The organism is Rhodanobacter geophilus (assembly GCF_040812275.1).
Classification (GTDB): Bacteria; Pseudomonadota; Gammaproteobacteria; order Xanthomonadales; family Rhodanobacteraceae; genus Rhodanobacter_A; species Rhodanobacter_A geophilus.
Window position 1 is genome coordinate 145,924 of sequence record NZ_JBFOHL010000008.1, and the last position, 26,086, is coordinate 172,009.

The following is a 26,086-nucleotide window of genomic DNA, read 5'->3' on the forward strand; positions in this document are numbered from 1 at the left end:
CATCTTGCCCCCCCACTCTCCGGACTCGCCCATGCCCCAGCCCATGCCCGTCTCCCGTCCCCGCGGCGCCGCCCTGCTCGTCCTCGCCATCGCCGCCGTGCTGGCGGCACCGGTCCGTGCCGATGACACAAACGGCACGCGGCCCGCGTCGACGAACGACACCGGCCCCGCCGCCACTCCGCAGGATGCCAAGAACCTCAGCGCGGTCCAGGTGACCGCCGCCACGACCGCAAGCACCATTGCGCCGACGCAGGGCTCCATGGTCGCAACCGAACCGCAGTCGACCGTCGGCAGCCTGTACATCCAGGAGAACATTGCGCCGACCGGCGACTACACCGACGCGGCAGCCATTTCACCGAGCGTGTACACCGTGACGCCGAACGGCTCCGGCCTGATGGAAGCGCCGGTCGTTTCGATCCGCGGCTTCCAGGACGGCCAGTACAACGTGACGCTCGACGGCATCCCGTGGATGGACTCCAACGACTTCACGCACCACTCCACCTCGTACTTCACCAACCAGGAAACCGGCAGCGTCACGGTCGACCGCGGCCCGGGCACCGCCGGCACGCTCGGCAACGCCACGTTCGGCGGCACCATTTCGGTGGATTCGATCAGCCCGCAAGACAAGCTCAACGTCAGCCCGTACCTCAGCTTCGGCAGCTGGAGCACGGACGTCGAAGGCGTCCGCATCGACACCGGCAAGCTCAACGACAGCGGCACCAGCGCCGTGATCAACGCGCAGAACAGCTCGTCGGACGGCTATCTCACTTACGCCGGCCAGCGCCGCCAGAGCGTGTTCGCCAAGGTTGTGCAGCCGCTGGACGACCACACCACGCTGACTTTCGTCGCCATGGCGAACAAGCTCGACCAGTACGTGCCGTTCGGCGCCACCAAGGCGCAGATCGCGCAGTACGGCGTGAACTACGGCCTGGTCAACGACCCGACCAGCCAGGCCTACTACCGCTACAACCAGGACAAGATCAACACCAACCTCGGCTACGTCGGCCTGCACTCGGCGTTCGACGGCTGGACGATCGACAACAAGGCCTACACCTACGGCTACAACCACTTCGGCTTCAACGGCGAAGACCCGAACGGCGAAACGCCGAACGGCACCTTCTACAGCCCCACCGACGTGCCCGGCCAGCACATGCGCAACACGAACCGCTCGTGGGGCGACATCTTCCGCCTGGGCAAGGAACTCGGCCCGGGCGAAGTGCGCACCGGCGTGTGGTACGACCACCAGGACGACATCCGCTGGCTGTATGAATTCGACGACACGACCAACCAGCTGAATCCGGTGATCAACCCCAGCGCACCCACGTTGCAACTGGCTGCGGCGGATCGCCGGATGAACGACACGCTGATCACGATCCAGCCGTTCATCGAATACCAGTGGAACATCACCGACAACGCATACTTGATCGGCGGCGTGAAGTACAACCGCTTCGAACGCGACCTCGACGCTCCGGTGAACCAGAAGACGGAAACCCCGCTGACCTATTCCAAGACCTGGAACGCCACCCTGCCATCGGCCTCTTTCCACTACGCGTTCAGCTCCAACTGGACGGCCTATGCGCAGTGGGCCAAGGGTTACCTCGCGCCCAACCTCAATCTGCTGTACGTACCCAACCCGGCGGTTTCGGACAGCGCCGTGGCTCCGGAAAAGACCACCAACTGGCAGCTCGGCACGACCTGGACCAACGATCGCCTGACGCTGTCCGGCGACGTCTACAAGATCAACTTCAACAACTTCTTGCAGAGCCACAAGGTCGGCGGCGTCACCGAGTTCTACAACGGCGGCGGCGTGCACTACACCGGCCTCGAACTCGAAGGCACCTACATGCTCGGCGCCGGCTTCAGCGTCTACGCCAACGGTTCGCTCAACCGCGCGATCCAGACCACCGACAATGCGTGGAACGCGAATACGCCGCACAAGACCGCCGCGCTGGGCTTCCTCTACAGCAACGGCCCCGCCTACGTGTCACTGGTCGACAAGTTCGTCGGCAAGACCTACTACACGGCCAACGCGGAAGACGACACGCCGATCGGCGGCTATGCGGTGACCAACTTCACCGCCAGCTACAGGTTCGATCCGCACATCGCCGACGTGAAGGACCTCAAGATCGGCGTGCAGCTCAACAACATCTTCGACAACACCCACATCAACGCCCTGGCCGGCACCACTGGCGCGGATGGCACGCCGCTGTACTGGACCATCCCGGCACGCAACTTCAACTTCACCATCACGGCAGACCTGTTCTGATGAAACGCACATCGTTGTTGTTGGCCCTGCTGCTGGCGGGTCAGGCCGCGTTCGCCGCCGACGGCAGCGCCCCCGTGGTCGATCTCACGGCGCTGCTGCCCCCGCCGCCCGCCGCCGGTTCGCCGGCGGCACGGCAGGACATCGGTGGCGTGCTGGTCGTGCAGGCCCACCGTACACCGGTGGAAATCGCCGCGGCACAAGCCGATCGGCTGCACAGCGTGTTCCGCTTCGCCGACGTGTTCGGCACGGCATTCACGCCGGCGCAACTGCCGCACACGGCCGCGTTCTTCGCCCGCGTGGTGGCCTACGACAAGGGCGAAGTGAAGGCGGTGAAGGCGTTCTGGCACCGCCCGCGCCCGGTGCTGGTGTCGCACGCGGTGCATCCGCTGAGCCAGGAGCAGCCGGACGACTGGAGCTATCCCAGCGGCCATTCCACCCTGGGCTACACCGAGGCCGTGCTGCTGGCGAACATGGTGCCGGAACGGCGGGCGGCGATCTTCGCACGCGCCGACCTGTACGCCCGTCACCGCATCGTGATGGGCGTGCACTACCCCAGCGACGTGGAGGCCGGCCGGCTTGCCGGCACCGTGCTCGGCGGGCGGTTGCTGACCGATCCCGCGTGGCAGGCGGGCTATGCGGCGGCCCGTGCCGAGCTGCGCAAGGCGCTCGCACTGCCGGACGAACCGGCCGCCGCCACGGCCGTCGCCACGCGCTGAGGCACCCCGGCATCCGGCGCATGGGCAACCGGCCCGCGGGCGGCTCGCCCCCGCCCGCGGGCTCGGCGATAATCGACCGATGCCCAGCCCCGTCCGCGTCGCCCGCCTCCCCGTCCTCACCGTCCTGGCACTGAGCGCCGCACTCGCCGTCGTGCCGGCGCAGGCACGACAGGACAAGAGCCAGGCCGAACAGGCCGCGGCGAAGCAGAAGCTGAGCAACGTGCACCAGGAAGTGCAGGCGCTGGACAGGCAGCAGGCCGCCACCGCCGCCCGCCGCGACGAACTCAACGCGGAACTGGCGAAGCAGACCACCGCGCTGGCCGCCGCCGCGCGCGCGCTGCGCCAGACCGACGCCGAGCTCGCCGCCAAGCAGCAGCAGCTCGAACAGCTGCAGCAGCAGCGCACCGGTCTGAAGCAGAAACTGGCGGGTCAGCGCGCCGCGATCGCCGACCTGCTGCGCGCCAGCTATGCGCTGGGTCACGGTTCGGACCTGCGCCTGCTGCTGGACAACGAGGACGTGGGCCGCATCGCGCGGGCGCTGGTCTACTCGAAATACTTCCAGCAGGACCGCCTGCGGAAGGTGCAGCAGCTGATGGCCAGCCTGGCCCAGTTGCAGACGCTGGAGAGCCAGATCACCGCCGAGCAGCAGGCGCTGCAGGCGCAACGCGCGCAGCGCGAGCAGCAGGCCAGGCAGCTGGCCAGGCAGCGCGCCGCGCAGCAGAAACTGGCCGCCGAAACCGCTGCCACCTACCAGACCCAGGCGCAGCGGCTGGCCGCGCTGAAGCAGGACGAGCAGTCCCTCAACAGCCTGGTCGACCGCCTGCAGAAGCAGATCGACCAGGCGCTGCGCGAAGCCGCCGCCCGCGAAGCCGCGCGCCAGGCGGCCGCGCGCAAGCACGGCGGCAAGGCGCCGCCGCCGCTGGCAGTCGGCAAAGCCGGCGCCAACATCCGCGGCAACCTGCCCTGGCCGGCCTCGGGCGACGTGCACCGCTACGGCAATGGCGTGCTGATCCGCGCCATCGGCGGCAGCGAGGTGCACGCGGTGGCCAGCGGCCGGGTGGTCTACGCCGGTTTCCTGCGCGGCTACGGCATGCTGCTGATCCTCAACCACGGCAACGGCTGGATGAGCATGTACGGCAACAACGAGACCCTGCTGCACGGCGTGGGCGACGCGGTGGCCGCCGGTCAGGCGGTGGGCACCGCCAGCGCGCCCACCGGCGTCAACACCGGCGTGTACTTCGAGCTGCGCCGCGACGGCCAGCCGGTCGACCCGCGCAGCTGGCTCAGCCAGCACCGCTAAGCCGGCCGGATTCAAGCATCGGTTCAGCCAGCACCGTTGACGGCCGCCCGCCATCGTCGCAGGCTGGCGGTGCTGAAACCCGCCGTCCGCGCGGCGGGCGTCCCCTTCCCCGGAGTCGTTCCATGCGGTTTCCCACCTACAGCCTGTGCGCCCTGCTGCTGGCGGCGCCGTTCGTCCATGCGCAGACCGCGCCGGCACCGGCGGCGAGCGCGCCCGAACCACCCACCGAGCTGGCGCCCACCCATGTCCGCGCCGATGCCCCCGCCAAGGCCGACGGCAACCAGGTCGACCTCGATGACATCCGCCGCTTCAGCCGCGTCTACGACATCGTGCGCCAGGCCTACGTGGAGCCGGTGGGCGACCACGAGCTGATGAAGGACGCGATCACCGGCATGCTCGCCGGCCTCGACCCGCACAGCGAGTACCTGGACAAGGAAGGCCTGGCCCAGCTCGACGAGGACACCACCGGCCAGTACAGCGGCCTGGGCATCGAGGTGCTCGAACAGGATGGCGGCCTGCTGATCGTCACCCCGATCGACGACACGCCCGCCTCGCGCGCCGGCATCAAGCCCGGCGACAGCATCGTGAAGATCGATGGCGTGCTGGTCGACCCGCAGAACGTGGACGACATGTTCAAGAAGCTGCGCGGCAAGCCCGGCAGCAAGATCACGCTGACCATCGTGCACAGGGGCAGCGACAACCCGGTGGACATGCACCTCACGCGCGAGAACATCGCGATCACCAGCGTCAAGGTGCGCCAGCTCGAACCCGGCTACGACTACATCCGCATCACCCAGTTCCAGAGCGACACCGCGGCCGACCTCGAGCACAAGCTGGCCGCACTGATCGCCAAGGACGGCGCGGTCAAGGGCGCCGTGCTCGACCTGCGCAACAACCCCGGCGGCCTGCTCACCGCCGCCGTGGGCGTGAGCGACGACTTCCTCGACGCCGGCACCATCGTCACCACGCGCGGCCGCCTGGCCGACTCCAACATGAGCTTCAGCGCGCACCCGGGCGACCTGCTCGACGGCGCGCCGCTGGTGGTGCTGGTGAACCACGGCACCGCCTCCGCCGCCGAGATCGTCTCCGGCGCGCTGAAGGACAACCACCGCGGCCTGCTGATGGGGCAGCGCACCTTCGGCAAGGGCGTGGTGCAGACCGTGCTGCCGCTGGACGCCGACCACGCGGTGAAGATCACCACCGCGCGCTACTACACGCCGAACGGCACCTCGATCCAGGCCGAAGGGATCAAGCCCGACATCCCGCTTGCCGACCTCACGGTGCAGAAATCCGACCAGGCGCCCGAGCTGGTCAGCTCGGAAGCCGACCTGCCCAACCACCTCGCCAACGAGAACGCCAAGGCCGGCGGCAACATCGACAACGACGGCAGCGCCGCGGAAGCCAAGCTCGCCACCAGCGACTACACGCTGGCGCAGGCGCTGAACGTGCTCAAGGGCATGGCGCTGGGGCGCGGCGCGGCGACCGCGAAGTAGGGGCCAGGAGCGCAGCCTGCGCGCGAATGCTCCTGGCCTCGATCGGCGTCCGGGCCGTCGCGCACAGGACGCGCACTTTGTAGGAGCGGTTCAGCCGCGACCCGACTGACCATCGCGGCTGAAGCCGCTACTACAGGCGCCCGCCCTGGTCGGCAGCCAGCAGCTCCGCCGGCAACGGCAACATGTCGAGGCCGCGCGCGAACAGCATCGCCTGGAAACGCTCGCCCATGCGATCGGGCAAGGTGAGCCGCTTCACTTCCTGCGCCAGCCGGTAGCGCGCCGCCTCGTCGGCGGCCTGCGCATGGGCGGCCTCGAAGGCTTCCTGCAGGCCGCTGGCGATCAGGAACTGCGCCTGCGGCAGGTAGGCGGCCACGCCGAAGCCGGCGCTGTTGCCGGCCTCGGCCAACGCGGTGAAATCCACCGAGGCGGTGAGGTCGTTGAGGCCGGGCAGCCACAGCGGATCGTTGTGCGCGTGGTGGCGGTAGTGCGCCATCAGCGTGCCGTCGCGGCGCTCGGGCTGGTAGAACTCCCGGCGCACGTAGCCGTAGTCGACGAACAGCATCGCGCCGGCCTCCAGCGAACCGGCCACCGCCTGCAGCCAGTACGGCAGCTGCGGCAGGATCTCGGTGCGGTAGCCGTCGGCGAGATCCGCGCCGAGGTCGCGCTCGACATGGCGCACCGCGCCGGCCACCAGCGCGTCCGCGGGGCGATCCACGCGCATCAGCCGGCCTTCACCGTCCAGCGCCACATGCTCCTCGAACACTTCGCCATCGCGCATCGCGATGCGCGTGGTGGGCAGCGCGTCGATCACCTCGTTGGCGAACAGCACGCCGCGCCAGGCCTGCTCGGGCGGGCGGTCCAGCCATGCGACGCGCGCGTTGAGCTCGCCCGGCAACGCGGCGGCGAGGCACTCGCGCTGGCGCTCGCGCAGGTCGGCGCTGGGTTCGAGGATGAGATAACGCCGCGGCAACACGCCGGAGGCGGCAAAGGCCTTCAGTGCGGCTTCCGCGAATGCGCCGCTGCCGCCGCCGAGTTCGAGGAAATCGGCTTCGTCGCCCAGCACGGCCAGCACCGGCGCCAGCGCATTCACCACGCAGCGCGCGAACAGCTCGCCCAGCTCCGGCGCAGTGACGAAATCGCCCGCCTCGCCGAACTTGGTCTTGCCCGCGCTGTAGTAACCCAGACCCGGCGCGTACAGGCTGCGCTCCATGAATTGCGCGAACGGCATCGGTCCGTGCGCGGCGATCTGCTCGCGCAACTGGCGCAGCAGGCAACCGGAATGCGCGCGCTCGTCGGCGGAGGGTTCGGGGAGTCGGGACTGCATGGGGGCTGGCATCGCGGAAATCCGCGGCAAGCATAGCGGATGGCGCACTCAATCCCGCAGCAGCAGCCGCGCGGCCAGCAGCGCCGAACCATACAGGCCGCAGCCGAACACGGCAAGCGTCAGCAGGCTGCGCAGGCGCGCGCGGTTCGGTCGCGGCGTCCTCGACGCAGCGAAGCCGCCACCCATGCCCGGCTGCAGCACGGCGAACGGAAAGATCACCGTGGCCAGTCCGAAACCCAATGCGGGCGGCAGCGTGGGATGCCTGACCCAGGCTGGCCCCGCCAGCGCAAGCAGCGCCGAGGCGAACACGATGCCGGTCACGTAATGCGCCAGCCAGCCGAGCGCACGCTCGCCGCGGACAGGCGCCGCCTGCGCGATGCCCTGGTGCGCGAAACATCCGCGCGCCAGCTGCCCGAGCCAGCGGCCGACCAGCGCCCAGTCCATCGCCGGAACGCCGAGGACACGCCGCAGCAGCTGCGCCCAGAGATCCGTCGCCAGCGTGGCGCCGACGCCGACCAGCAGCGTGAAAGCGATCGTCGTCATCGCGCTCAGAAATCCTTCTGCAGGCTGAGGTACAGGCCGCGGCGCGGACCGAACTGCGGCGCGCCCACGCCGACGCCGGTGCCGTCGCGCAACTCGTAGGTGCGGTCCAGCGCGTTGATCACTGCCAGCTGGGTATGCAGCTTGCCGAAGCGGTCGAAGCTGAAGTCGTGCGAGACGTTGAGGTTGATCTGGAAGTAGGCCGGCAGGTGGTCGCCGTTCGGCACCAGGCCGTCGCTGCGCAGGCCGGTGCCGAACAGGTAGTCGGCGCCTAGCTTGGTGTTGTCGTCCAGCGCGTAGCTGATGCCGCCGGAGGACGTGTATTTCTGGTCGTGGTCGAGGTAGATGTAGTTGTCCGCGATGTACGCCAGATCCTCCGGGCTGAAGTTGTACTGGCTGGTGACCACGTCCTTGCCCATCGCCTTGGTGTAGGCGAAGTTGAACCAGCCCGACCACGGGCCGCTGGCGTAGTTGGCGGTGAACTCCGCGCCGGCCACGCGGCCCAGACGGTAGTTGAAGGTGGAGGAGACCAGCGCCTGGCCGAACTGGCCTTCGTCCTGCAGGTCGTGCACGTCGCGGTAGTAGGTGTCCAGACCCAGCGTCCAGGCGCTGCCGAGGTTCTGCGACACACCCACGTCGAAGTAGTTCGAGCGCTCCGCCAGCGGCTCGTTGTCGCCGTAGTTCTTCACCGCGTTGGTGGTGCCGGCGAAGGCCGCGATGTTCGCCGCGGTGATCATCTCGGTGGCCGGCGGCGTGAAGTAGCGCGAGTAGCCGGCGTGCACGGTGGTGCTGCCGGTGGCCTGCCAGACCACGCCCACGCGCGGGCTGAGCTGGCCCTGCGTGGTGCCGAAGGCCTTGTACACGTCGCCGCGCAGGCCGTAGTTCACCGTCCAGTCCTGGCCGATGCTCCACTCGTCCTGCACGTAGGCGGACCAGGTCCTGGCGACGATGCGGTCGCTGGTGAAGATGCCGAACGGCGTCGTGCCGGTCTGCCCGCCGCCGGCATCGGCCGGAAACACCAGCGAGTGGGTGTCGGTGGCGGCGCGGTCGTAGCTGCCGTACACGCCGTAGCGCAGGGTGTGCGTGTCGCTGAGCGGCGTGGAGAAATCCGCCTGCAGGGTGCTTGCGCGGTCGCTCTGGTTGATCGCGCCGGCCACGCCGTTGAACATCAGGTCGCCGATGTCGTCCGGCAGGTACTGCAGGCCGCTGTAGCGCTGGCCGAGCGAGACCTGGTAGCCAGTCTGCCCCAGCTTGCCCTGCAGCGACAGCACGCCGAAGCGGGTCTGCTCGTCCTGCTGCTCGTTGAGGTCGGCGGAGTCGAAGTTGGTGACGTCGAGGTAGCCGAACTGCGGCGCCTGGCCCGGGTTGTCCGGGATCTGGAAGCGGTTGCTGGCGAAGCCGAACATGAAGCTCAGCCGCGTGTCGTTGCCGATCAGGTAGGAGATGTCGCCGAAACCCTTGACCTGGTTCGTGTGGTCGTGGATCGGCGTGCGGCTGGCGGTGGGGTTCTCGATGCCGACATTGTTCTGCAGGTAGTTGGCGGTGAAATAGGCGCTCCAGTTGCCGCTGTCGCCCCACAGCGCGATGTTCGGGTTGAAGGTGCCGAACGAACCGCCGGTGACGCCCACGCTGCCACCGTTGCCGAGAGCGGCGCCACTCTTGGTGGTGATGTCCACCACCGCCGCGGTACGCAGGCCGTACTGCGCGGGCAGCGCGCCGTCGAGCAGACTCATGCTCTGGATCGTGCGCGCATCCAGCGTCTGGCCGAAGCCGGAGATCGACTCGGGCACGATCACGCCGTTGATGCGGTACTGCAGGTTCGCGTGGTCGCCGCGCACGTGCAGGCCGCCGTAGGAATCCTGCACCACGCCGGGCGCCTGCAGCAGCACCTGGTTCACCGGGGTGGAAGCGCCCAGCGGCAGCGCCTGGATCGCCTTCTCGTCGATCACGTACTGGCTGCTGCCGGTGTCCGGCGACAGCGCGTTTCGCGCCTGGTCCAGCGCGGCGGAGACGCTGATCGCGCCGAGATCGCGCACGGTGGGCACGGGCTTGTCGCGCGTGCCGCCCAAGGTGCCGTCCGTCGTCGGGCCGTTGCCGGTCGCCGTGGCGGCGGCAGCCAGGGTGACGTCACCGGCATGCGCCGGGACGGAGGCCGCGCATAGCGCGACGGCGAGGCTCAGGGCGAGCGGGGAAAGTTTCATGGTCGAAGGTTCCTGTGGGGCGGCATCCCGCCGGTACGGTCGAGTCGAGGTTCGTAATGTTATAACATTACCAATGTGAGCCCAAGCCGCCCCGGGCCACAAGTCATGCCTGCACCACACGGCCGCCATTGATCCCCGCTTCATGCCCGCGGCCTAGACTGGCCTTCCCGCGCGCGGAAACGGCGCGCCCACGGAGTGCGCCATGAGCCAGCGACACCCGCCCGAACCGGATCGCGTCGAAGGCAGCCGCCAGGTCCCCGCCGTGATCGGCGGGCACGAGGAGGCGAACCGGGTCACCCAGGCCATCCTCGATTTCGTCAGCCGCATCCCCGACAGCAAGGTCGACGGCGCCGCCGATCCGCGGGCGCAGGCGCGCCAGCTCGCCAGCCGCGCCGCCCAGCGCGCCGCGCTCGCCGCCGGTACGCTGGCGCTGCCGCCGGGGCCGCTGGGCTGGCTCACCGTGCTGCCGGAACTGGTGACGATCTGGAAGATCCAGGCGCAGATGGTCAGCGACATCGCCGCCGCCTTCGGCCGCCACGCCGAGTTGGGCCGCGAGCAGATGCTGTACTGCCTGTTCCGCCACACCGCGGCACAGGCCTTCCGCGACCTGGTGGTGCGCATGGGCGATCGCCTGCTGTTCCGGCGCATGTCGCACGCGGTGGTGGAGCGCATCGCCAAGCAACTGGGCGTGAGGCTCAGCCGCCGCGCGGTGGGCGAAGGCATGTCGCGCTGGCTGCCGGTGATCGGCGCGCTGAGCGTGGGCGCTTACGCGTACTACGACACCGGCCAGGTGGCCGCCACCGCGATCGAGCTGTTCGGCGGCGACATCGAGCGCGAAGGAAGCGGGGTGTCGGCGGAGCCACCGGCACCCGTGCGACGCGCGGCCCCGCAGCCACGCGAAGCCGCCCGCAAGCTCGCCGGTGCGGTACGCAAGGCCGCCACGCGCAAGCGCCGGCCGCCCCCGGGCGATGCATGAAGCACCACCGCGGGTGACGCGGGTGCACCGATCCGGCAAGCTGTAGGCATCCGTCGCCACGCAGGAAAACCGCATGCCGCCCCGCCATGAACGCCCCGTCGCGCTGATCACCGGTGCCGGCAGGCGCGTGGGCGCGGTGATCGCGCGCACCTTGCATGCGGCCGGCTACGACCTCGCCCTGCACTGCCGCCGCTCGGTGGCGGAAGCCGAGGCGCTGGCCGCCGGACTGGAGAACGTGCGCGCCGACAGCGCCCTGGTACTGCAAGCCGAACTGGCCGATCCGCATGCGCTGCCCGCGCTGGTGGACACCGCGCTGGCCCGCTACGGCAGGCTGGACGCGCTGGTCAACAACGCTTCGGCGTTCTTTCCCACCCCGGTCGGCGCGGCCAGCGTGGCGCAATGGGACGAGCTGTTCGCCTCCAATGCGCAGGCGCCGTTCTTCCTCGCCCAGGCCGCCACGCCGGCGCTGCGCGCGGCGCGCGGCGCGATCGTGAACCTGGTGGACATCTACGCCGAGCGCCCGCTGGCGGACCACCCGATCTACTGCATGGCCAAGGCCGCGCTGGCGGCGATGACACGCTCGCTCGCGCTCGACCTCGCCCCCGACATCCGCGTCAACGGCGTGGCGCCCGGCGCCGTGCTGTGGCCCGGCGACGGCAAGCCGTACGCGGACCAGCAGGCGCTGCTGGCGCGCACCCCGCTGGCCCGCGCCGGCTCGCCCGGAGACGTGGCCGGCGCCGTGCTGTGGCTGCTGCGCGACGCGCCGTACGTGACCGGTCAGATCATCCGCGTGGACGGCGGCCGCACCTTGTCCGCGTGAATCAGCGCTTCGGACGGAACGCCGATTCCAGCAGGGCCTGGTCGAAGCCCCCGCCCACCTCGCCCGCTTCCGCATAGCGGTACAGCGCGGCGGCGTAGATGCCCTGCAACGTGGACTGCACCAGCCCCAGCAACACGAAGCCGACCAGCACCAACGCGCCCGCCAGCACGATGACGACGATCGACTGGGTGGCCACTGCGCCGATCATCAACACGCCCGCGAGCAGCGCCACGGGAATGAAAAACAGCCCAAACGCCACGCCCAGGCCCGCGTTGCCGATCACGTTCTCGCCCCAGGTCTGCCTAAGCAGTTCCGCGCTGCGTTTCACCGCGTCGACCGGGCCCGCGCCCTCGCCGGCCAGCACCGGCACCACCAGGAAGGTGGCCACCGTCCATGCCAGGCCGAACAGGCCCACCACGAAACGCCCGACCAGCCCCAGCCGCTCCTGCAGTGCGCGCAGGAACAGACCCACCGTGGCCGCGATCAACGCGTAGCCGAAGATGCTGCCCAGCCGCGAGCGCGCCAGCGCGAAGCCGTCGGCGAGCCCGGCCGGCTCGCCACGCAGGCGGCGCAGCACCACCCCGGCCAGCGCGGTGTTGAAGAACGCGATCACGAAGTACTGCACCAGGTAGAACGCGAACAGCACCGCGTAGTACGCCGGCGAAAAGCGGCGACCGTCGAAGTCGGTGCCATGGCCGTGGCCAACCAGCGCCAGCACGACCGGCAGCAGGAAGCTCGCTGCCACCACGATGCAACACAGCCCCGACAGCAGCGGGAACAGCAGCAGCGACTTGTCCGTGCGCAGCACTCCTGCGCTTGCCTTCATCAACGCCCAGCTGCGTGCAAACTTGCCGGCCATGTCCCTACCCCCCAAGCGATTGGAGCCGTCTTTCTAGCACTGCCAGCCGCCCGTGCGACAGTGCGGAAGGATCAGAGCGGCTCGACCGCCAGTGGCTCGCTTTGTTGCGGAAACGCCGCCCACAGCTCGGCCATCGTGTGCCCGCTTGCCGGGTGGCGCGCCTGCGGTGCGATGTCGGCCAGCGGCTTCAGCACGAAGGCGTGCCGGAGTTCCTTGCGCGGGATCTGCAGGTGGCCGGGGCCGGCTATCACGCGCTCGCCGTACAGCACGATGTCCACGTCCAGCGTGCGGTCCGAATAGCGCGGCACGTCGCGGCGGCGGCCATGGCGATCCTCCAGCGCGTGCAGCCAGTCGTTCAGCGCCTCGGGTTCGAGATCGGTGTCCAGCCCCACGGCGAGGTTCACGAAGTCCGCGCCGTCGAAGCCCACCGACCGGCTGCGGTAGGCCGGCGACACGGCGATCGCGCCGAAGCGCACCCGCAACTCGTCCAGCGCCGCCCTGAGGTGGCGATGAGGTTCCAGGTTGGAACCCAGGCTGAGGTAGGCGCGCGCCATGCTCACTCCGGCCGCGTGCCGCGTTCGATGCGCACGCCCACCGCCTTCGCGCCACGCACCGCGCCCGGCTTGGACAGCTTCAGCCGCACCCAGGCCACGCCGAACTCCTCGCGGATCAACGCGGCGCAGCGCTCGGCCAGGGTTTCCACCAGGCCGAAGCTGGAGGCGCCCACGTAGTCGATCAGCCGCTTGGACACGTCCTTGTAGTTCAGCGTGTGCGCGATGTCGTCGCTGGCGGCCGGCACGCTGTTGTCGAACGCCATCTCGATGTCGAACGCCAGCGTCTGGCGCACGCGGCGCTCCCAGTCGTAGATGCCGATCACGGCATCGATGCGCAGGTCTTCGATGAAAACGATGTCCATGGCGGTGCATGCGGCGGAACGATGGCCTTACAGGGTCGGCGACTGCACGCGCGGATGCAAGCCCGCGCCGTTTCACGCCAGCAACGCGCAGACGGGCGCGCGACGTGCTAGATGTGGAGGCCCGCCCCACGACACTGGACCCGCCATGAGCACTCCCGCCAACGTGACGGCCGCCATCGCCAGCACGCCCTACACCGTGCGCCTCGGCGACGACCGCGGCCACCAGTGGCTGGCCGACGAGCCGGCCGACCTGCACGGCGCCAACGCCGGTCCCGACCCGCACCGGCTGCTGCTCTCCAGCCTCGGCGCCTGCACCTCGATCACGCTGAAGATGTACGCCGAACGCAAGGGCTGGCCACTGGATGGCGTCGAGGTGGCGCTGGACTTCAACCCCGACGGCAAGCCGGAGGACGGCAGCAACCGGATCAGCCGCCGCATCGCCCTGCACGGCAAGCTGGACGAGCAGCAGCGCGAACGCCTGCTGCAGATCGCCAACGCCTGCCCGATCCACAAGGTGCTGAGCGGCGAGATCCGCATCGATTCCGCGCTGGCATAACCGGGATGTCGAGTCCGGCGCATGTCCGGACTCGGCTCCGCCGGCCAATCACAGAATGATTGACCGGCGAACGATCCATCCATGGATCATTCATCAGGCCGTTTCCCATGACCCCCCCGTCAAAAGGGCGGAGATGCGATCATGGCGCATGACCGCCTTCGCCACGCTGCCGCTCAAACCCGCCCTGCTCGCCAGCCTCGACGCGCTGGGCTACACCGCCATGACGCCGGTGCAGGCGCAAAGCCTGCCGCCCATGCTGGAAGGCCGCGACGTGATCGCGCAGGCGCAGACCGGCAGCGGCAAGACCGCCGCGTTCGGCCTCGCATTGCTGCAAGCCCTGCAGGTGGAGACGATCCGCCTGCAGGTACTGGTGCTGTGCCCCACGCGCGAACTGGCCGACCAGGTCAGCAAGGCGATCCGCAAGCTCGCCGCCAATATCCCCAACGTGAAGCTGCTGACCCTGTGCGGCGGCATGCCGCTGGGCCCGCAGCTCGCCTCGCTCACGCACGATCCGCACATCGTGGTCGGTACGCCCGGCCGCGTGCAGGAACACCTCAAGCGCGGCAGCCTGCACGGCGGCGGCATCCAGGTGCTGGTGCTGGACGAGGCCGACCGCATGCTGGACATGGGCTTCAGCGAGGCGATCGACGACATCGTGGGGCGCATCGCGAAGCATCACCAGACGCTGCTGTTCTCGGCCACCTACGCGGACGAGATCCGCCAGGTGAGCAAGCGCCTGCAGCGCGAGCCGGTGGAAGTGACGGTGGAAACGCCGCACGCGGAGACCACCATCGAGCAGCGCTTCCACGAAGTGGAGCCGGCGCAGAAGCTGGACGCGCTGGCGCAACTGCTCGGCGCGGGCACGCTGAGCACGGAACAGGCGCAGCACGCCCTGGTGTTCTGCAACATGCGCAAGGACGTGGATGCCGTGGCGCAGGAACTGGACCGTCGCGGCTTCTCCGCGCTCGCCCTGCACGGCGACATGGAACAGCGCGACCGCGACGAAGTGCTGGTGCAGTTCGCCAACCGCAGCTGCTGCATCCTGGTCGCCACCGACGTGGCCGCGCGCGGCCTGGACATCACGGCGCTGCCGCTGGTGGTGAGCCACGACATCGCACACGATCCGGACACCCATACGCACCGCGTCGGCCGCACCGGGCGCGCCGGCGAGAGCGGCCTCGCGATCACCCTGGTCACGCCGCGCGAACGGCCCAAGGCGACGAACATCGAGGAGCAGCTCGGCCACCCGCTGCCATGGCATCCGCTGCGCGTGTCGCCGCCGCGCGGCAAGCAGCTCAACCTGGCGCCGATGAAGACCCTGGTGATCGATGCCGGCCGCCAGGACAAGCTGCGCCCCGGCGACATCCTCGGCGCGCTCACCGGCGATGCCGGGCTGGCCGCGCAGGACATCGGCAAGATCGACGTGTTCGCCACCCGCGCCTACGTGGCGATCAGCCGTGCACAGGCGAACAAGGCACTGGAACGGCTGCGCGCAGGACGCATCAAGGGCCGCAATTTCCGGGTGCGGCCGCTGGGCTAGCTGGCCGTTACTCGACGCTGCAGCCAGCCGGCGGCACCGCGGCCGGCGAGCATTCCGCTGGCAAGGCAGGCCGTGAGCAGGTAGCCGCCGGTGGGCGCTTCCCAGTCCAGCATCTCGCCCGCAAAGAACGTGCCGGGCCGCCCGCGCAGCATCAGCGCCCCGTCCAGCGCCTCCAGCCGCACGCCGCCGGCCGTGCTGATGGCCTCGGCCAGCGGCCGCGGCGCGCGCAGCACCAGCGGCAAGGCCTTGATGCGCGCGGCGAGCGCGACCGGACCGGCGAGCACGGCCCTGTCGCCGCCCTCGAACACGAGCGCGCATTTCACGCCGTCCAGATGGGCACGGCGGCGCAGCCACTCGCCCAGGCTGTGCTTGCCGCGCGGGGCGGCGAGGCGTTCGGCCAGCGCAGCCTGCGTCATGCCCGGCGCCAGGTCGAGTTGCAGTTGCGCCTTGCCCTGCTGCGCGATGCGCTCGCGCAAGTCGGCGCCGATCGCGTAGACCAGGCTGCCCTCGATGCCGTATTCGCTGAGCACGCATTCGCCCTGCCGCGACTGCGCCACGCCGCGGCGGTCGAGCCAGTGCGCCACCACGGCTTTCAGCGGCACGCCGGCGAAACGGCTGCGCAGGTGCTCGCTCCATGCGATCTCGAAGCCGCAGTTGGCGCTCTGCAAGGGTGCGACATCGATGCCGGCCGCGCGCAGCGGCGCCACCCAGGCGCCGTCGGAACCCAGCTTAGGCCAGCTCGCGCCACCCAATGCCAGCACGGTCGCGCCCGCGGCGACGGCATGCTCGCCAGCCGGCGTGGCGAAACGCAGGGCGCCATCGTCCGTCCAGCCCAGCCAGCGATGGTGCACGTGGAAGGCCACGCCCCCGGCGCGCAAGCGGTGCAGCCAGCGACGCAGCAACGGTGCCGCCTTCATGTCGGCGGGAAACACCCGGCCCGAACTGCCGACAAAGGTTTCCACGCCCAGCCCGTGCGCCCAGGCGCGCAATGCGCCGGCGTCGAAGACGCGCAGCCAGCGTGTGATTTCGTCGCGGCGCTCGCCGTAGCGTTCGACGAAGCGCGTGAACGGCTCGCCGTGGGTGAGGTTGAGCCCGCCCTTGCCGGCCAACAGGAATTTCCGTCCCACCGAGCCCATCGCGTCGTACAGGTCGACCTGGACGCCTGCCGCGCAGGCGGCTTCGGCCGCCATCAGGCCGGCCGGACCGCCGCCGATGATGGCCAGCCGGGGAGCGGGAACGTGCGTCATCCGCGCATGATCGCATGCAGCCCGCGTGCGCCCGCAAAAAGGCCCGGGTGTCGCCACCCGGGCCGGTACCGCATCCGATGGTCGGCGCGCTTCCCTGCGCGCCGGGTCGCATCAGAACGTCAGGCTCCAGTTGTTGAGCGTGCCGTAGTCGCCGCTGTACCACGGGTCGTTGTCGATCACGCGCAGCTTCCAGGTGCCGTTGCCCTTCACCGAGGAAGCGTCCACGGTCCAGGTCTGGTTGATGTTGCCGTCGTCGTTGTAGTCCGGCGACTGCAGCACCGCGTAGGCACCGTTCGGCGCCACCAGGTCGATCTCCAGATCGCCCGACCAGTTGTGCGTGATGTTGACGTGCACCTGCAGCGTGGACGGCGCGTTGCCCGGCTCGCCGGTCACCGAGATGTTGCTGGTGATGGTGGCATTGTCCCTGATCACCTTCCTGGTGTTGTTGCTGAAGGTGCCGCCGCTGGGCGCGCTCACCGTCACCGACGCGGTCTTGCTGCTGGTCGCACCGGTGCTGTCGGTCACCTTCTCGGTGACGCTGTAGGTGCCCGCGGCCGCGTAGGTGTGGCTGGGATTCGCCGCGGTCGAGGTGGCGCCGTCGCCGAAGGTCCACGCGTGCGAGTTGATCGTGCCGCCCGTGTCGGTGGAGCTGTCGGTGAAGTTCACGGTCAGGCCGCTCACCGTGTCGGTGAAGTTCGCCACCGGCTTGCCGGCGCCGGCCGCGTTCACGGTCACGCTCTCGGTCGCCACGTTCGAGGTGCCCGCGCTGTCCGTGGCGTCGAAGGTGAACGAGTCGCTGCCGGTGTAGCCACTCGCCGGCGTGTAGGTGAACGCACCCGTGGCGGCATTGGTGATGGCCACCGTGCCGTGGGCGGGCTGCGCCACCACCGCGAAGGTCAGGCTGGCGCCGCCAGAAGCGGTGGCCGCCAGCGTGCCGGAGACGGCGGTGTTCTCGTTCGTGCTCACCGAGCCGTTGCTGGCCGTGGGTACCGTGACGGTGCCGCCGCTGCCGGCGACGTTGGCCACGAAGTTCGCGATGTTGATCGAGCCGAAGCCGGTGGTGTAGTCCCAGCCCGTCGCGGCGGTTTCGCCGCTGTTGTTGCCCGAGGTGACGTCATGGAAGTCGGTCGAATAATGCGACGCGGCATCCGCGTAGATCAGCGGCGCGGCAAAGCCCAGCGAGGAATTCGCGGCCAGCACGCGCGCCCACACGCCCACGAACAGCGGCGAGGCCAGGCTGGTGCCGCCGATCTGCTCGCTGGAGCCGTCCACGATCACGTTGGCGCCGCTGACCGGGCTGGCGTCGAAGGCCACGTCGGGCAGGCCGCGATACTGGCTGCCCGCATTCTGGCCCACGCCGTTCTGCCAGCTCGGCTGCGCCTCGAAGGTGCTGGGGCTGCCGCCGGTAGCGCCTTCGTCCTGGCTGAGGTTGTTCCACACCGTCTCGCTGGTCCAGGTGGTGCCCGAGGTGTACAGCTCGGTGCCGCCCACCGCCACCACGTACTGCGAGTCGGCCGGCCAGCTTGGCACGACGCCGCCGTCGCCGCATTCGTCCGCGCCGCTGTCGCCGGAGGAGATCGAGAAGGTCTGGCCCTGCGCGTCGGCCTGCTCGAAGATGTTGTCGCCGGTGGCCGCGCCGCTGGTCTCCATGCCGGTTTCGCAACCGCCGATCGAGACGTTGATGATGCGCACCGTGTTGTCGGTGACCGCCTTGTTGAAGTCATCCACCAGCGGCTGGGTGTTCAGGCTGGAGGTGGTGTAGAGATAGAAGGCCTTCACGCCACCGGCCATGCCGGCGATGTCCTGGGTATCCAGGTCCCACTCGCCGTCGCCGCTGGTGTCGCTGCTGCCGCCGTCCACCGTCACCACGTTCAGCGGGATGCTGCCGAGACCGCTGTGCTGGCCGAGGAACTTGCTGAAGTCGCTCTTGACGTTCGTCATGCTGCCTTCGGTGATCACGCCGACGTTGATCGTCGAACCGGTCGCCGTGCTGCCTGCGTTGTAGATCGCCGGGAAGTCGGTCGGGGCGTGCGCGCCGGCCGTGCCGGTCGCGTCGGTGTGTACCGGGCTCAGCACGTGGAAGGTATGCACCGTCTGCAGGCCCAGCACCTCGTTCACGATGCCCTGCAGCGCGACCGGGATCTTCACGTCGCTGGCGGTGGCGTAGGCATTGCGCCCGTCATGCGTGTGCACGTTCACCAGCGAGGTGTGGAACGCCGAGGCCGCCGTGTCGGCGCGGCCGCTGGCGGTCACCAGCTGGCGGTTCGGCTCGATGGTGACGTTGCCGAAGCCGGACTTCCGCAGGAAGTCGGCCACCTGCTGTGCCTGCGCCTGGGTCGGCGCGTACATCGCGTTGAACTGCGCAGGCGTGAGGTTGGGGTGGTGCGGATTGGCGACGAACGCATCCAGCTGCGCCTTGTTGCGCAGGTTGAGCGATACCGCGATGTGCATCGACTGCGCGACATCCAGCGGGCCGACGACACGGTCGCCCGTGTGCAGCTTGGTGGCATGCCGCACGGTGGTGAACAGTGCGTTGCTGGTGGTGCTGGCCGAGGTGGCGCACACCGAGGAAGCCGCGGCCAAGGCGATGGCGGCGGCCAGTGCTTTCAAGCGAACGTGTTGCATTGAGTGACTCCCCAGAATTCGAGGCGAACGGACCTGACGCGGTCGCGTGACCCCGTGGCAATGACATGTCGCACGTGTGCGACTCCGTTTGCTGCTTGCCAGACGATTCCCGAGCACCCGCGCGGCCGCCGTCCCCCTGAATCTCCTTTTCACGGGTGGCCTCGGGCTCTGCTCGACGACGCCTGCCCCCGCAAGCGTCATCTCGGAATCATTCGCCGATGCTCCCCATGGCGAATCACCCGAAACTAAGCAATCGAATTTGCACCCGTCAATATCAGGAACCGCAAATATCAAACGGCAGCACATTAATCATTTACGATTGCTTCATATAAAACGCCACCCGCGAAATGGCGCATTTGAAACGCAGGTACATTCGATTATTCCGTGCGTCGCACACCTCGACCGCGTACCGGTAAACCGCCCTGCCACGCGCATCGCCCGCCCGCCGGCGGGCACGGTCGCGCATGCCGTATTCGCAATAAATGGCGGATCGCGGAAATCTATTCATGGATATTCGCAATAAATAACGCGTCAATCGCCGATTCGATCGCCACGATTCAATCGACCACCCCATCCGCTTTTCCCGTCGATTGTCCAAACGACGGCAGGCATGAAATTGCGATACCGTGATTGCCCCGCGCCGGTCAGCCGGTGGCCGCGAAGACCGCAAGGCGCTTCCGCCGGACACGCGGCCGGGACCTTCATCCAGGGAGAAGCCGTGATGCGTCGAATCCTGTCCGTGTGGTGCTGGCTCGCCGCAGGCGCCACCGTGTCCGCCCATGCCGCCGGGCTGCCCGCGGTACCGCGTGAACAACCTGCGCTGCGCGCACTGGCCGTCGCACCGAGTGAAACGGAGTTGCGCGCCACGATCACGCAACTGGTGGGCTTCGGCACGCGCCACACGCTGTCCGACACCCGGTCCGGCACCCGCGGCATCGGCGCCGCGCGGCGCTGGGTGAAGGCGCGTTTCGAGGCGATCTCACGCGACTGCGGCGGCTGCCTGGAGGTGATCACGCCTTCGCAGACCTTCACCGGCAAGCGCATCCCCCATCCCACCCAGGTGATGGACGTGGTGGCGATCAAGCGCGGCAGTTCGGACCCGCAGCGCGTGATCGCGATCACCGGGCACCTGGATTCGCGCGTCAGCGACGTGATGAACGCCAGCAGCGACGCGCCCGGCGCCAATGACGACGCTTCGGGCGTGGCCGCGCTGATCGAGGCGGCACGGCTGCTGTCGAAGCAGGACAACCGCGCCACCCTGGTGTTCGCCGCGCTGTCCGGCGAGGAGCAGGGCCTGTACGGCGGCAAGGTGCTGGCCGACTACGCGGTCGCCCACGGCTGGCAGGTGGAGGCCGAACTCAACAACGACATCGTGGGCAACAGCCGCGGCCAGAACGGCGTGATCGACAACACCGTGGTACGGGTGTTCTCCGAAGGCACCAGGAGCAACGAAACCTTGCAGCAGGCGGACTACCGCCGCTACCACGGCGGCGAGGTGGATTCACCCTCGCGCAACCTCGCCCGCACCATGGCGCAACTCGCCGACCGCTACCTGCCCGACTTCCGCGTGCGCATGGTCTACCGCACCGACCGCTATGGCCGCGGCGGCGACCAGGTGCCGTTCCTCGAAGCCGGCTACCCCGCCGTACGCGTCACCGAGGCGCACGAGGACTACACGCACCAGCACCAGGACCTGCGCACGCAGGACGGTATTCGCTACGGCGACACCATCGCCGGCATCGACTTCCGCTACCTGGCGCGGGTGACCGCGCTCAACGCGATCACCATGGCCACGCTGAGCCGCGCACCGGCGCCGCCCGCCGCCGTGGACATCCACGGCGCGCTGGCCACCGACACCACGCTGGACTGGCACAAGGTGCCGGGCGCCGCCGGCTACCGCGTGCACTGGCGCGACACCACCGCGCCGCAATGGCAGCACGCGCAGGCGACCGGGGATGTCGACCACTACGTGCTCAAGGACGTGGTGATCGACGACTGGTACTTCGGCGTGTCGTCAGTTTCCGCCGACGGCTACGAGAGCCCGGTGGTGTTCCCCGGCGACGCCGGCAGCTTCGAGCGTTCGCCACCGGCAGCCACGAAGCACTGATACGGCGCTCAGCCACCGCTGGTCGAGGGTACGGCCGGGTGCGGCTCATCGCTCTGCCGCGGCATGCCCGACGGCTCCGGCTTCGTGCCGGCGGGTTTCATCCCCATCTTGGCGTGCGGATGATGCGCCGGCGTCCCGCCGCTTGCCGACTGGTCAGCGGAGGACGCGCCTTTCGTGTACACGATCTGCTTGTCGCCCTCGCACTGGCCGACCACCTTGCCGCCCGCCGCCGGCTCGTCGTGCGACGCCACGGCGAGCGTGTAGCCTTGCAGCCCCTTCGCCTGGAGCTTCGCGTCGATGCTCGCCTTCACCGCATCGCACGAGGCATGGGCCAGCATCGGCGCCAGCAGGAGCGCCAGGGCAACGAACACACCTTGGGTTTTCATGGGCAGTCCTCCGCGGATTGACGTCCCATCAGAGCGCGCAGCCAATGAAATCGGCGTCGACGGCGGCCGGGCTGCCCCCGCCCATCCGGTAGCGACCGGATTCAGTGCGACGCGTCGTCCAGCCGCACGCCGAGCTGGGCCAGCCGGCGCAGCCCCTCGTCGCTGGGCAGCAGGGCGCGGCTGCGCTGGCTGCGGCGCAGCCAGCCGGCGTCGAGCATGGCGCCGGTGATCGCCACGCCGAGCGGACCGCCCACGTGCAGCCGGCGCTCGGTCCAGTCCAGGCAGCCGCGGCCGGCAAGACGCAGCAGCTGTTCCGGCAAGGGTTCGGCGATGCCTGCCGCCGCCAGCGCCTGCGCACCCGTCGTCGCGAGATGCAAACCGCTGCCGTCGCTGCGCAACCAGCCGCGACCGAGCCACGCATCGCACAACGTTACCCCCAGTCGCCCGGCCAGATGCCGGTAGCAGGTGCGCGCGCGGCACAGTGCGGGATCGCTGCCTTGCGGCCGCGGCAGTCGCGGCACGCGCGGCAACGCCATCGCCTCCAGCCACGCCGCCACCTCGTCGTCGGCCAGCCGGTAGTAGCGGTGCCGGCCCTGCGCATGCACGGCAAGCAGGCCACCATCCAGCAGACGTTTCAGGTGTGCGCTCGCGGTGGCCGCACCGATGCCGGCGACGCGCGCCAGTTCGCCGGCGGGACGGGCGCTGCCGTCCAGCAGCACCAGCAGCATCGCCGAACGCGCCGGCTCCGCCAGCAGGGCGCCGAACTCGGCCAGCTGATAGCGGTTGGGGATGTCGGCACGGCTCATGCGCGCAGTGTAGTGCCCGCCCTGCACGCTCGTTTCGTCGCGCGGCGAAACATCCGCCATGCCATCCGTCGACACTGCCGGCATGGACATCCACCACGCCCCCGACACACTGCAGATCCATCCTTCGATCCTGTACTTCGGCACGCCCGTGCTGCTGATCACCACGCGCAATCCGGACGGCTCGGCCAACATCACGCCGATATCATCGGCCTGGGCACTCGCCGACCGCGTGACGATAGGCCTGGCCGGCGGCGGCCAGGGCCTGGCCAACCTGCTGCGCGAACGCGAGTGCGTGCTCAACCTCGCTTCCGAATCGATGCGCGAGGCGGTGGAGCGGCTGGCGCCCACCAGCGGCCGCGATCCGGTGCCGGCGTGGAAGCACGGCTATCGCCACGCGGCGGACAAGTTCGCGCTGGCCGGCTGGCACGCGCTGCCTTCCGCCCTGGTGGGCGCGCCGCGCATCGCCGAGGCGCCACTGCAACTGGAGGCGCGCCTGCTGCAGGCCATCGAGCGTCCGCTGGATGCCTGGCGCGACGATGCGGGCGGCTACACCACGCTGGAGCTGGAAGTGTGCCGGGTGCATGCGCATGCCGACATCGTGGTGTCCGGCAGCTCGCACATCGACCCGCGCCGCTACCGCCCGCTGTTCTACGTGTTCCGCCATTACTACGGCGTGGGAGCGGCGCTGGGCCGCACGTTCAAGGCCGAGGTGTAGGCGACGCCGGCGCGGCGGCTGGCCGGAATCAGGTGCCGCGCGGCTTGGCCCGGTGCGTGGGCGTGGCGCTCCACGGGTCGTCGGGCCAGGGATGGCGCGGGTAGCGCCCCTTCAGCTCCTTCCTCACCTCGGGGTAGGTGCGCTCCCAGAAGCCGCGCAGATCCTGGGTGACCTGGATCGGCCGGCCTGCGGGCGACAGCAGGTGCAGGGTCACCGGCACGCGGCCGCCGCCCACGCGCGGGGTGTCGGCGAGGCCGAACAGCTCCTGCAGCTTCACCGCCAGCACCGGCGGCGCGCCGGGCGCGTAGTCCAGCCGGCGCGTCTGTCCGCTCGGCACCTGCAGCGCATCCGGCGCCTGCGCGTCCAGCGCCTGCCGCTGCGCGTGGTCGAGCATGGCCGACAGCGCCTGCGACAGCTCCTCCGCCGCCAGCGCATCGAGCCGGCGCTTGCCGTGGAGATACGGCGCCAGCCAGTCCTCCAGCGTGGCGAGCAGATGTTCGCCGGAGACATCGGGCAGGCCGAGTTCCGGCATCCAGCCGCGCAGCGCCTGCATGCGCAGGCGCAGGCGCTGCGCGTGTTCGCTCCACGGCAGCGCATCCAGCCCCTTGCTGCGGATCGCCGCCAGCAGCGCGGGCAATGCATCCTCCGGCTGCACCGGCACGCTGCGGCGTTCCAGCACGATCGCGGCGTAGCGGTATTCCTCGAACGCCTCCACCGCATCGCGCGCGTCGTTCCAGCGCAGCGCCCGCCCGCGCACGAAATGCCGTGGATAGTCGCGTTCCAAGGTGCGCGGATCGAACGGCGCGGCGGCGAGGATCAGGCTGTCGCGCGCCTCGAAGCGCAGGTCCAGCGCCACCAGCCACGGCTCGCCCAGCAGCGCGGTGTTTTCGTGCAGGCGCGCGCCGCGGCCGTTGGCCAGGGTGTAGCGCAGCGGGTTGGCCTCGTCGCGGCGCGCGATGCGGTCGGGGAAGGCATGCAGCAGCAGGTCGCCCACCGCATGGCTGTCCGGCGTGCCGCTGGCGGCGCTGCGCACGTCCAGGCGACGGCGCCAACCCTTCGAAGCCTGCTCGATCGCCGCCAGCGCACCCGCATCGGCGCCATGGCTGCGGCGATCGCGCCAGGCGTGCAGCGCGGCCACGCGCGCGCGGAAATCATCGCTGCGGCCCTGCTCGCCGCGCAGCGGCGAGCGCGCTTCCATCAGGGCCAGCAGGTCGGCGACCAGGGCGCGCAGGTTTTCCGGGGCGCGCAATGCAGCTGCGCCGAGACGCGGCGTGGCGCCCAGTTCCAGCATGCGCCGGCCCAGCGCGGTGATGTGGCCGTCGCGATCCAGCGCGCCGAGGTTCGCGAGCAGTTCGCGCGCCTGCGCCAGCGCGCCGGCGGGGGGCGCATCCAGCCAGGGCAATCCGGCGCTGCCCCATGCAGCGAGTTCCAATGCAAGGCCGGAGAGTTCCGCCTGCATGATCTCCGCGGTGCGCGACGGGTCGAGCCGCTTGCTCTGCGGCCACAGCCGGTAGGCCGTGCCCTCGGCCACGCGGCCCGCGCGGCCCGCACGCTGGTCGGCCGAAGCCTGCGAGATGGCCACCGTCTCCAGTCGCGTGAAGCCGGAATTCGGGTCGAAGCGCGGCTCGCGCGCGAGACCCGCGTCGATCACCGCGCGGATGCCCGGCAGGGTGACGCTGGATTCGGCCACGTTGGTCGCCAGCACGATGCGGCGCGTGCCGGGTTCGGCAAGCGACAACGCCCACTGCTGCTCGGCCAGCGAAAGCTCGCCGTGCAACGGCACGATCTCGAGACGCATGCCTTCCCTTCCCCTTCCGGGAGAAGGTGCCCCGGCAGGGGCGGAGGAGGGTGCGGGCGAAGCGCGCTGTCCCGCTTCGCCCGCACCCTCTCCCCCGCCCCCTCTGCCGGAGGGAGAGGGGAGCCAAAGCGCCACGTCGCGTGCAAGGGTTTCTTCAAGCAAAGCCTGCGCGCGGGCGATCTCGCGCCGTCCCGGCAGGAAGGCCAGCACGTCGCCGTCGTTCTCCGCCAAGGCCTGCCGCGCCACGCGGGCAAGATGGTGCTCCACGCCCTCCTGCGCCCGCGCCGGCGGATGCTCGATGCGCACCGGGAAACTGCGACCCGGACTCGCGAGCCGCGGCGCATCCAGCCAGCGCGCGATGCGCTCGCCGTCCAGTGTGGCGGACATCACCACCAGCCGAAGCTCGGGCCGCAGCGTGGCCTGCACGTCCAGCGCCAGCGCGGCGCCGAGATCGCCGGCGAGATGGCGCTCGTGGAATTCGTCGAACAGGATCGCGCCGATGCCGGCCAGCTCCGGATCGTCCTGGATCATGCGCGTGAGGATGCCCTCGGTGACCACCTCGATGCGCGTGGCGGCACCCACCTTCGACTCGAAGCGGATGCGGTAGCCCACCGTCTGCCCGGCCTCCTCGCCCAGCTGCCGCGCCATGAACTGCGCGGCGGCACGCGCGGCGATGCGGCGCGGCTCCAGCATCACGATCTTCCCGCCGGCCAGCCACGGCGCGTCGAGCAAGGCCAGCGGCACCTGGGTGGTCTTGCCCGCACCGGGCGGCGCCTCCAGCACCAGCCGCGGCGTCGCGGCGAGCGACGCGCGGATGTCGGGGAGCAGCGGGGTGATCGGGAAAGTCGGCGCGGCGGAACTCATGGCGCGCCGATGATACCGGCTGCCATGAGCC

General features: G+C 69.8%; 21 protein-coding genes. 10 read left to right on the forward strand and 11 right to left on the reverse strand.

The genetic code is table 11. From position 1 onward, the window contains the following. Nucleotides 1-31: 31 nt before the first annotated feature. The 4 genes from ABQJ56_RS10345 (at nt 32) to ABQJ56_RS10360 (ending at nt 5,775) form a co-directional block, all read left to right on the forward strand. Nucleotides 32-2,266 carry a TonB-dependent receptor gene (locus tag ABQJ56_RS10345; protein WP_367844937.1) on the forward strand — a complete coding sequence of 745 codons (2,235 nt, stop codon included), beginning with the start codon at nt 32-34 and terminating at the stop codon, nt 2,264-2,266. After that, nucleotides 2,266-2,982 (forward strand): acid phosphatase, encoded by a 717-nt coding sequence (locus tag ABQJ56_RS10350; protein WP_367844938.1) that lies wholly within the window; start codon nt 2,266-2,268, stop codon nt 2,980-2,982. Before ABQJ56_RS10345 ends, ABQJ56_RS10350 begins: the two co-directional genes overlap by 1 nt. Before the next feature lie 79 nt (nt 2,983-3,061). Continuing rightward, on the forward strand, nt 3,062-4,282 hold the full coding sequence (locus ABQJ56_RS10355; protein WP_367844939.1) for a murein hydrolase activator EnvC family protein: 1,221 nt from the start codon (nt 3,062-3,064) through the stop codon (nt 4,280-4,282). A 122-nt stretch (nt 4,283-4,404) separates the two neighbouring features. Continuing rightward, on the forward strand, nt 4,405-5,775 hold the full coding sequence (locus ABQJ56_RS10360; RefSeq protein WP_367844940.1) for a S41 family peptidase: 1,371 nt from the start codon (nt 4,405-4,407) through the stop codon (nt 5,773-5,775). 130 nt (nt 5,776-5,905) lie between these two features. Here the strand turns inward: ABQJ56_RS10360 and ABQJ56_RS10365 are convergent, their stop codons facing one another. From ABQJ56_RS10365 to ABQJ56_RS10375, 3 genes are read right to left on the reverse strand one after another with little or no spacing between them, the layout of a single operon-like run. Beyond that, the gene (locus ABQJ56_RS10365) at nt 5,906-7,099 is read right to left on the reverse strand and encodes a class I SAM-dependent methyltransferase (protein ID WP_367844941.1); all 1,194 of its coding nucleotides are present in this window, start codon (nt 7,097-7,099) and stop codon (nt 5,906-5,908) included. Between the two features lie 48 nt (nt 7,100-7,147). Then, nucleotides 7,148-7,642: a DUF2938 domain-containing protein gene (locus ABQJ56_RS10370; RefSeq protein WP_367844942.1), complete on the reverse strand. Its 495-nt coding sequence runs from the start codon at nt 7,640-7,642 to the stop codon at nt 7,148-7,150. A 5-nt stretch (nt 7,643-7,647) separates the two neighbouring features. Next, on the reverse strand, nt 7,648-9,840 hold the full coding sequence (locus ABQJ56_RS10375) for a TonB-dependent receptor (protein ID WP_367844943.1): 2,193 nt from the start codon (nt 9,838-9,840) through the stop codon (nt 7,648-7,650). Between the two features lie 202 nt (nt 9,841-10,042). Between ABQJ56_RS10375 and ABQJ56_RS10380 the strand changes: the two genes are divergently transcribed. Further along, nucleotides 10,043-10,816 carry a hypothetical protein gene (locus ABQJ56_RS10380; RefSeq protein ID WP_367844944.1) on the forward strand — a complete coding sequence of 258 codons (774 nt, stop codon included), beginning with the start codon at nt 10,043-10,045 and terminating at the stop codon, nt 10,814-10,816. Between the two features lie 73 nt (nt 10,817-10,889). Then, the gene (locus ABQJ56_RS10385) at nt 10,890-11,636 is read left to right on the forward strand and encodes a pteridine reductase (RefSeq protein WP_367844945.1); all 747 of its coding nucleotides are present in this window, start codon (nt 10,890-10,892) and stop codon (nt 11,634-11,636) included. 1 nt (nt 11,637) lies between these two features. Here ABQJ56_RS10385 and ABQJ56_RS10390 read toward each other — a convergent pair whose 3' ends face one another. From ABQJ56_RS10390 to folB, 3 genes are all read right to left on the reverse strand, one after another. Continuing rightward, entirely contained in the window at nt 11,638-12,495 is an 858-nt protein-coding gene (locus ABQJ56_RS10390; RefSeq protein WP_367844946.1) for a DUF6159 family protein, read from the reverse strand. 71 nt (nt 12,496-12,566) lie between these two features. Beyond that, a complete protein-coding gene (gene folK, locus ABQJ56_RS10395; protein WP_367844947.1) occupies nt 12,567-13,049 on the reverse strand; it encodes a 2-amino-4-hydroxy-6-hydroxymethyldihydropteridine diphosphokinase in 483 nt (160 codons plus the stop codon). A 2-nt stretch (nt 13,050-13,051) separates the two neighbouring features. Next, nucleotides 13,052-13,411, reverse strand: a complete 360-nt coding sequence (gene folB, locus ABQJ56_RS10400; protein ID WP_367844948.1) for a dihydroneopterin aldolase — start codon at nt 13,409-13,411, stop codon at nt 13,052-13,054. Nucleotides 13,412-13,556: 145 nt separating this feature from the next. Here folB and ABQJ56_RS10405 point away from each other — a divergent pair, with 145 nt between their 5' ends. Then, on the forward strand, nt 13,557-13,967 hold the full coding sequence (locus ABQJ56_RS10405) for an OsmC family protein (protein ID WP_367844949.1): 411 nt from the start codon (nt 13,557-13,559) through the stop codon (nt 13,965-13,967). A 148-nt stretch (nt 13,968-14,115) separates the two neighbouring features. Continuing rightward, entirely contained in the window at nt 14,116-15,507 is a 1,392-nt protein-coding gene (gene dbpA / locus ABQJ56_RS10410) for an ATP-dependent RNA helicase DbpA (RefSeq protein WP_367844950.1), read from the forward strand. On the opposite strand, the gene ABQJ56_RS10415 is transcribed toward dbpA, so the two are convergent. Further along, entirely contained in the window at nt 15,504-16,754 is a 1,251-nt protein-coding gene (locus tag ABQJ56_RS10415) for a TIGR03862 family flavoprotein (protein WP_367844951.1), read from the reverse strand. The two genes, dbpA and ABQJ56_RS10415, sit on opposite strands and share 4 nt — an antisense overlap. A gap of 111 nt (nt 16,755-16,865) precedes the next feature. Then, on the reverse strand, nt 16,866-19,379 hold the full coding sequence (locus tag ABQJ56_RS10420; RefSeq protein WP_367844952.1) for a protease pro-enzyme activation domain-containing protein: 2,514 nt from the start codon (nt 19,377-19,379) through the stop codon (nt 16,866-16,868). Nucleotides 19,380-20,100: 721 nt separating this feature from the next. Between ABQJ56_RS10420 and ABQJ56_RS10425 the strand changes: the two genes are divergently transcribed. Continuing rightward, the gene (locus ABQJ56_RS10425) at nt 20,101-21,486 is read left to right on the forward strand and encodes a M20/M25/M40 family metallo-hydrolase (protein WP_367844996.1); all 1,386 of its coding nucleotides are present in this window, start codon (nt 20,101-20,103) and stop codon (nt 21,484-21,486) included. 8 nt (nt 21,487-21,494) lie between these two features. On the opposite strand, the gene ABQJ56_RS10430 is transcribed toward ABQJ56_RS10425, so the two are convergent. Further along, nucleotides 21,495-21,872 (reverse strand): DUF1161 domain-containing protein, encoded by a 378-nt coding sequence (locus ABQJ56_RS10430; RefSeq protein ID WP_367844953.1) that lies wholly within the window; start codon nt 21,870-21,872, stop codon nt 21,495-21,497. 101 nt (nt 21,873-21,973) lie between these two features. Then, nucleotides 21,974-22,738: an ArsR/SmtB family transcription factor gene (locus ABQJ56_RS10435; protein WP_367844954.1), complete on the reverse strand. Its 765-nt coding sequence runs from the start codon at nt 22,736-22,738 to the stop codon at nt 21,974-21,976. Here ABQJ56_RS10435 and ABQJ56_RS10440 point away from each other — a divergent pair. Next, the gene (locus ABQJ56_RS10440; RefSeq protein WP_367844955.1) at nt 22,737-23,393 is read left to right on the forward strand and encodes a flavin reductase family protein; all 657 of its coding nucleotides are present in this window, start codon (nt 22,737-22,739) and stop codon (nt 23,391-23,393) included. The genes ABQJ56_RS10435 and ABQJ56_RS10440 overlap by 2 nt on opposite strands. Before the next feature lie 28 nt (nt 23,394-23,421). On the opposite strand, the gene hrpB is transcribed toward ABQJ56_RS10440, so the two are convergent. Next, complete coding sequence (gene hrpB / locus ABQJ56_RS10445; RefSeq protein ID WP_367844956.1) at nt 23,422-26,055, reverse strand: ATP-dependent helicase HrpB; 2,634 nt, start codon at nt 26,053-26,055, stop codon at nt 23,422-23,424. Between the last annotated feature and the right edge of the window lie 31 nt (nt 26,056-26,086).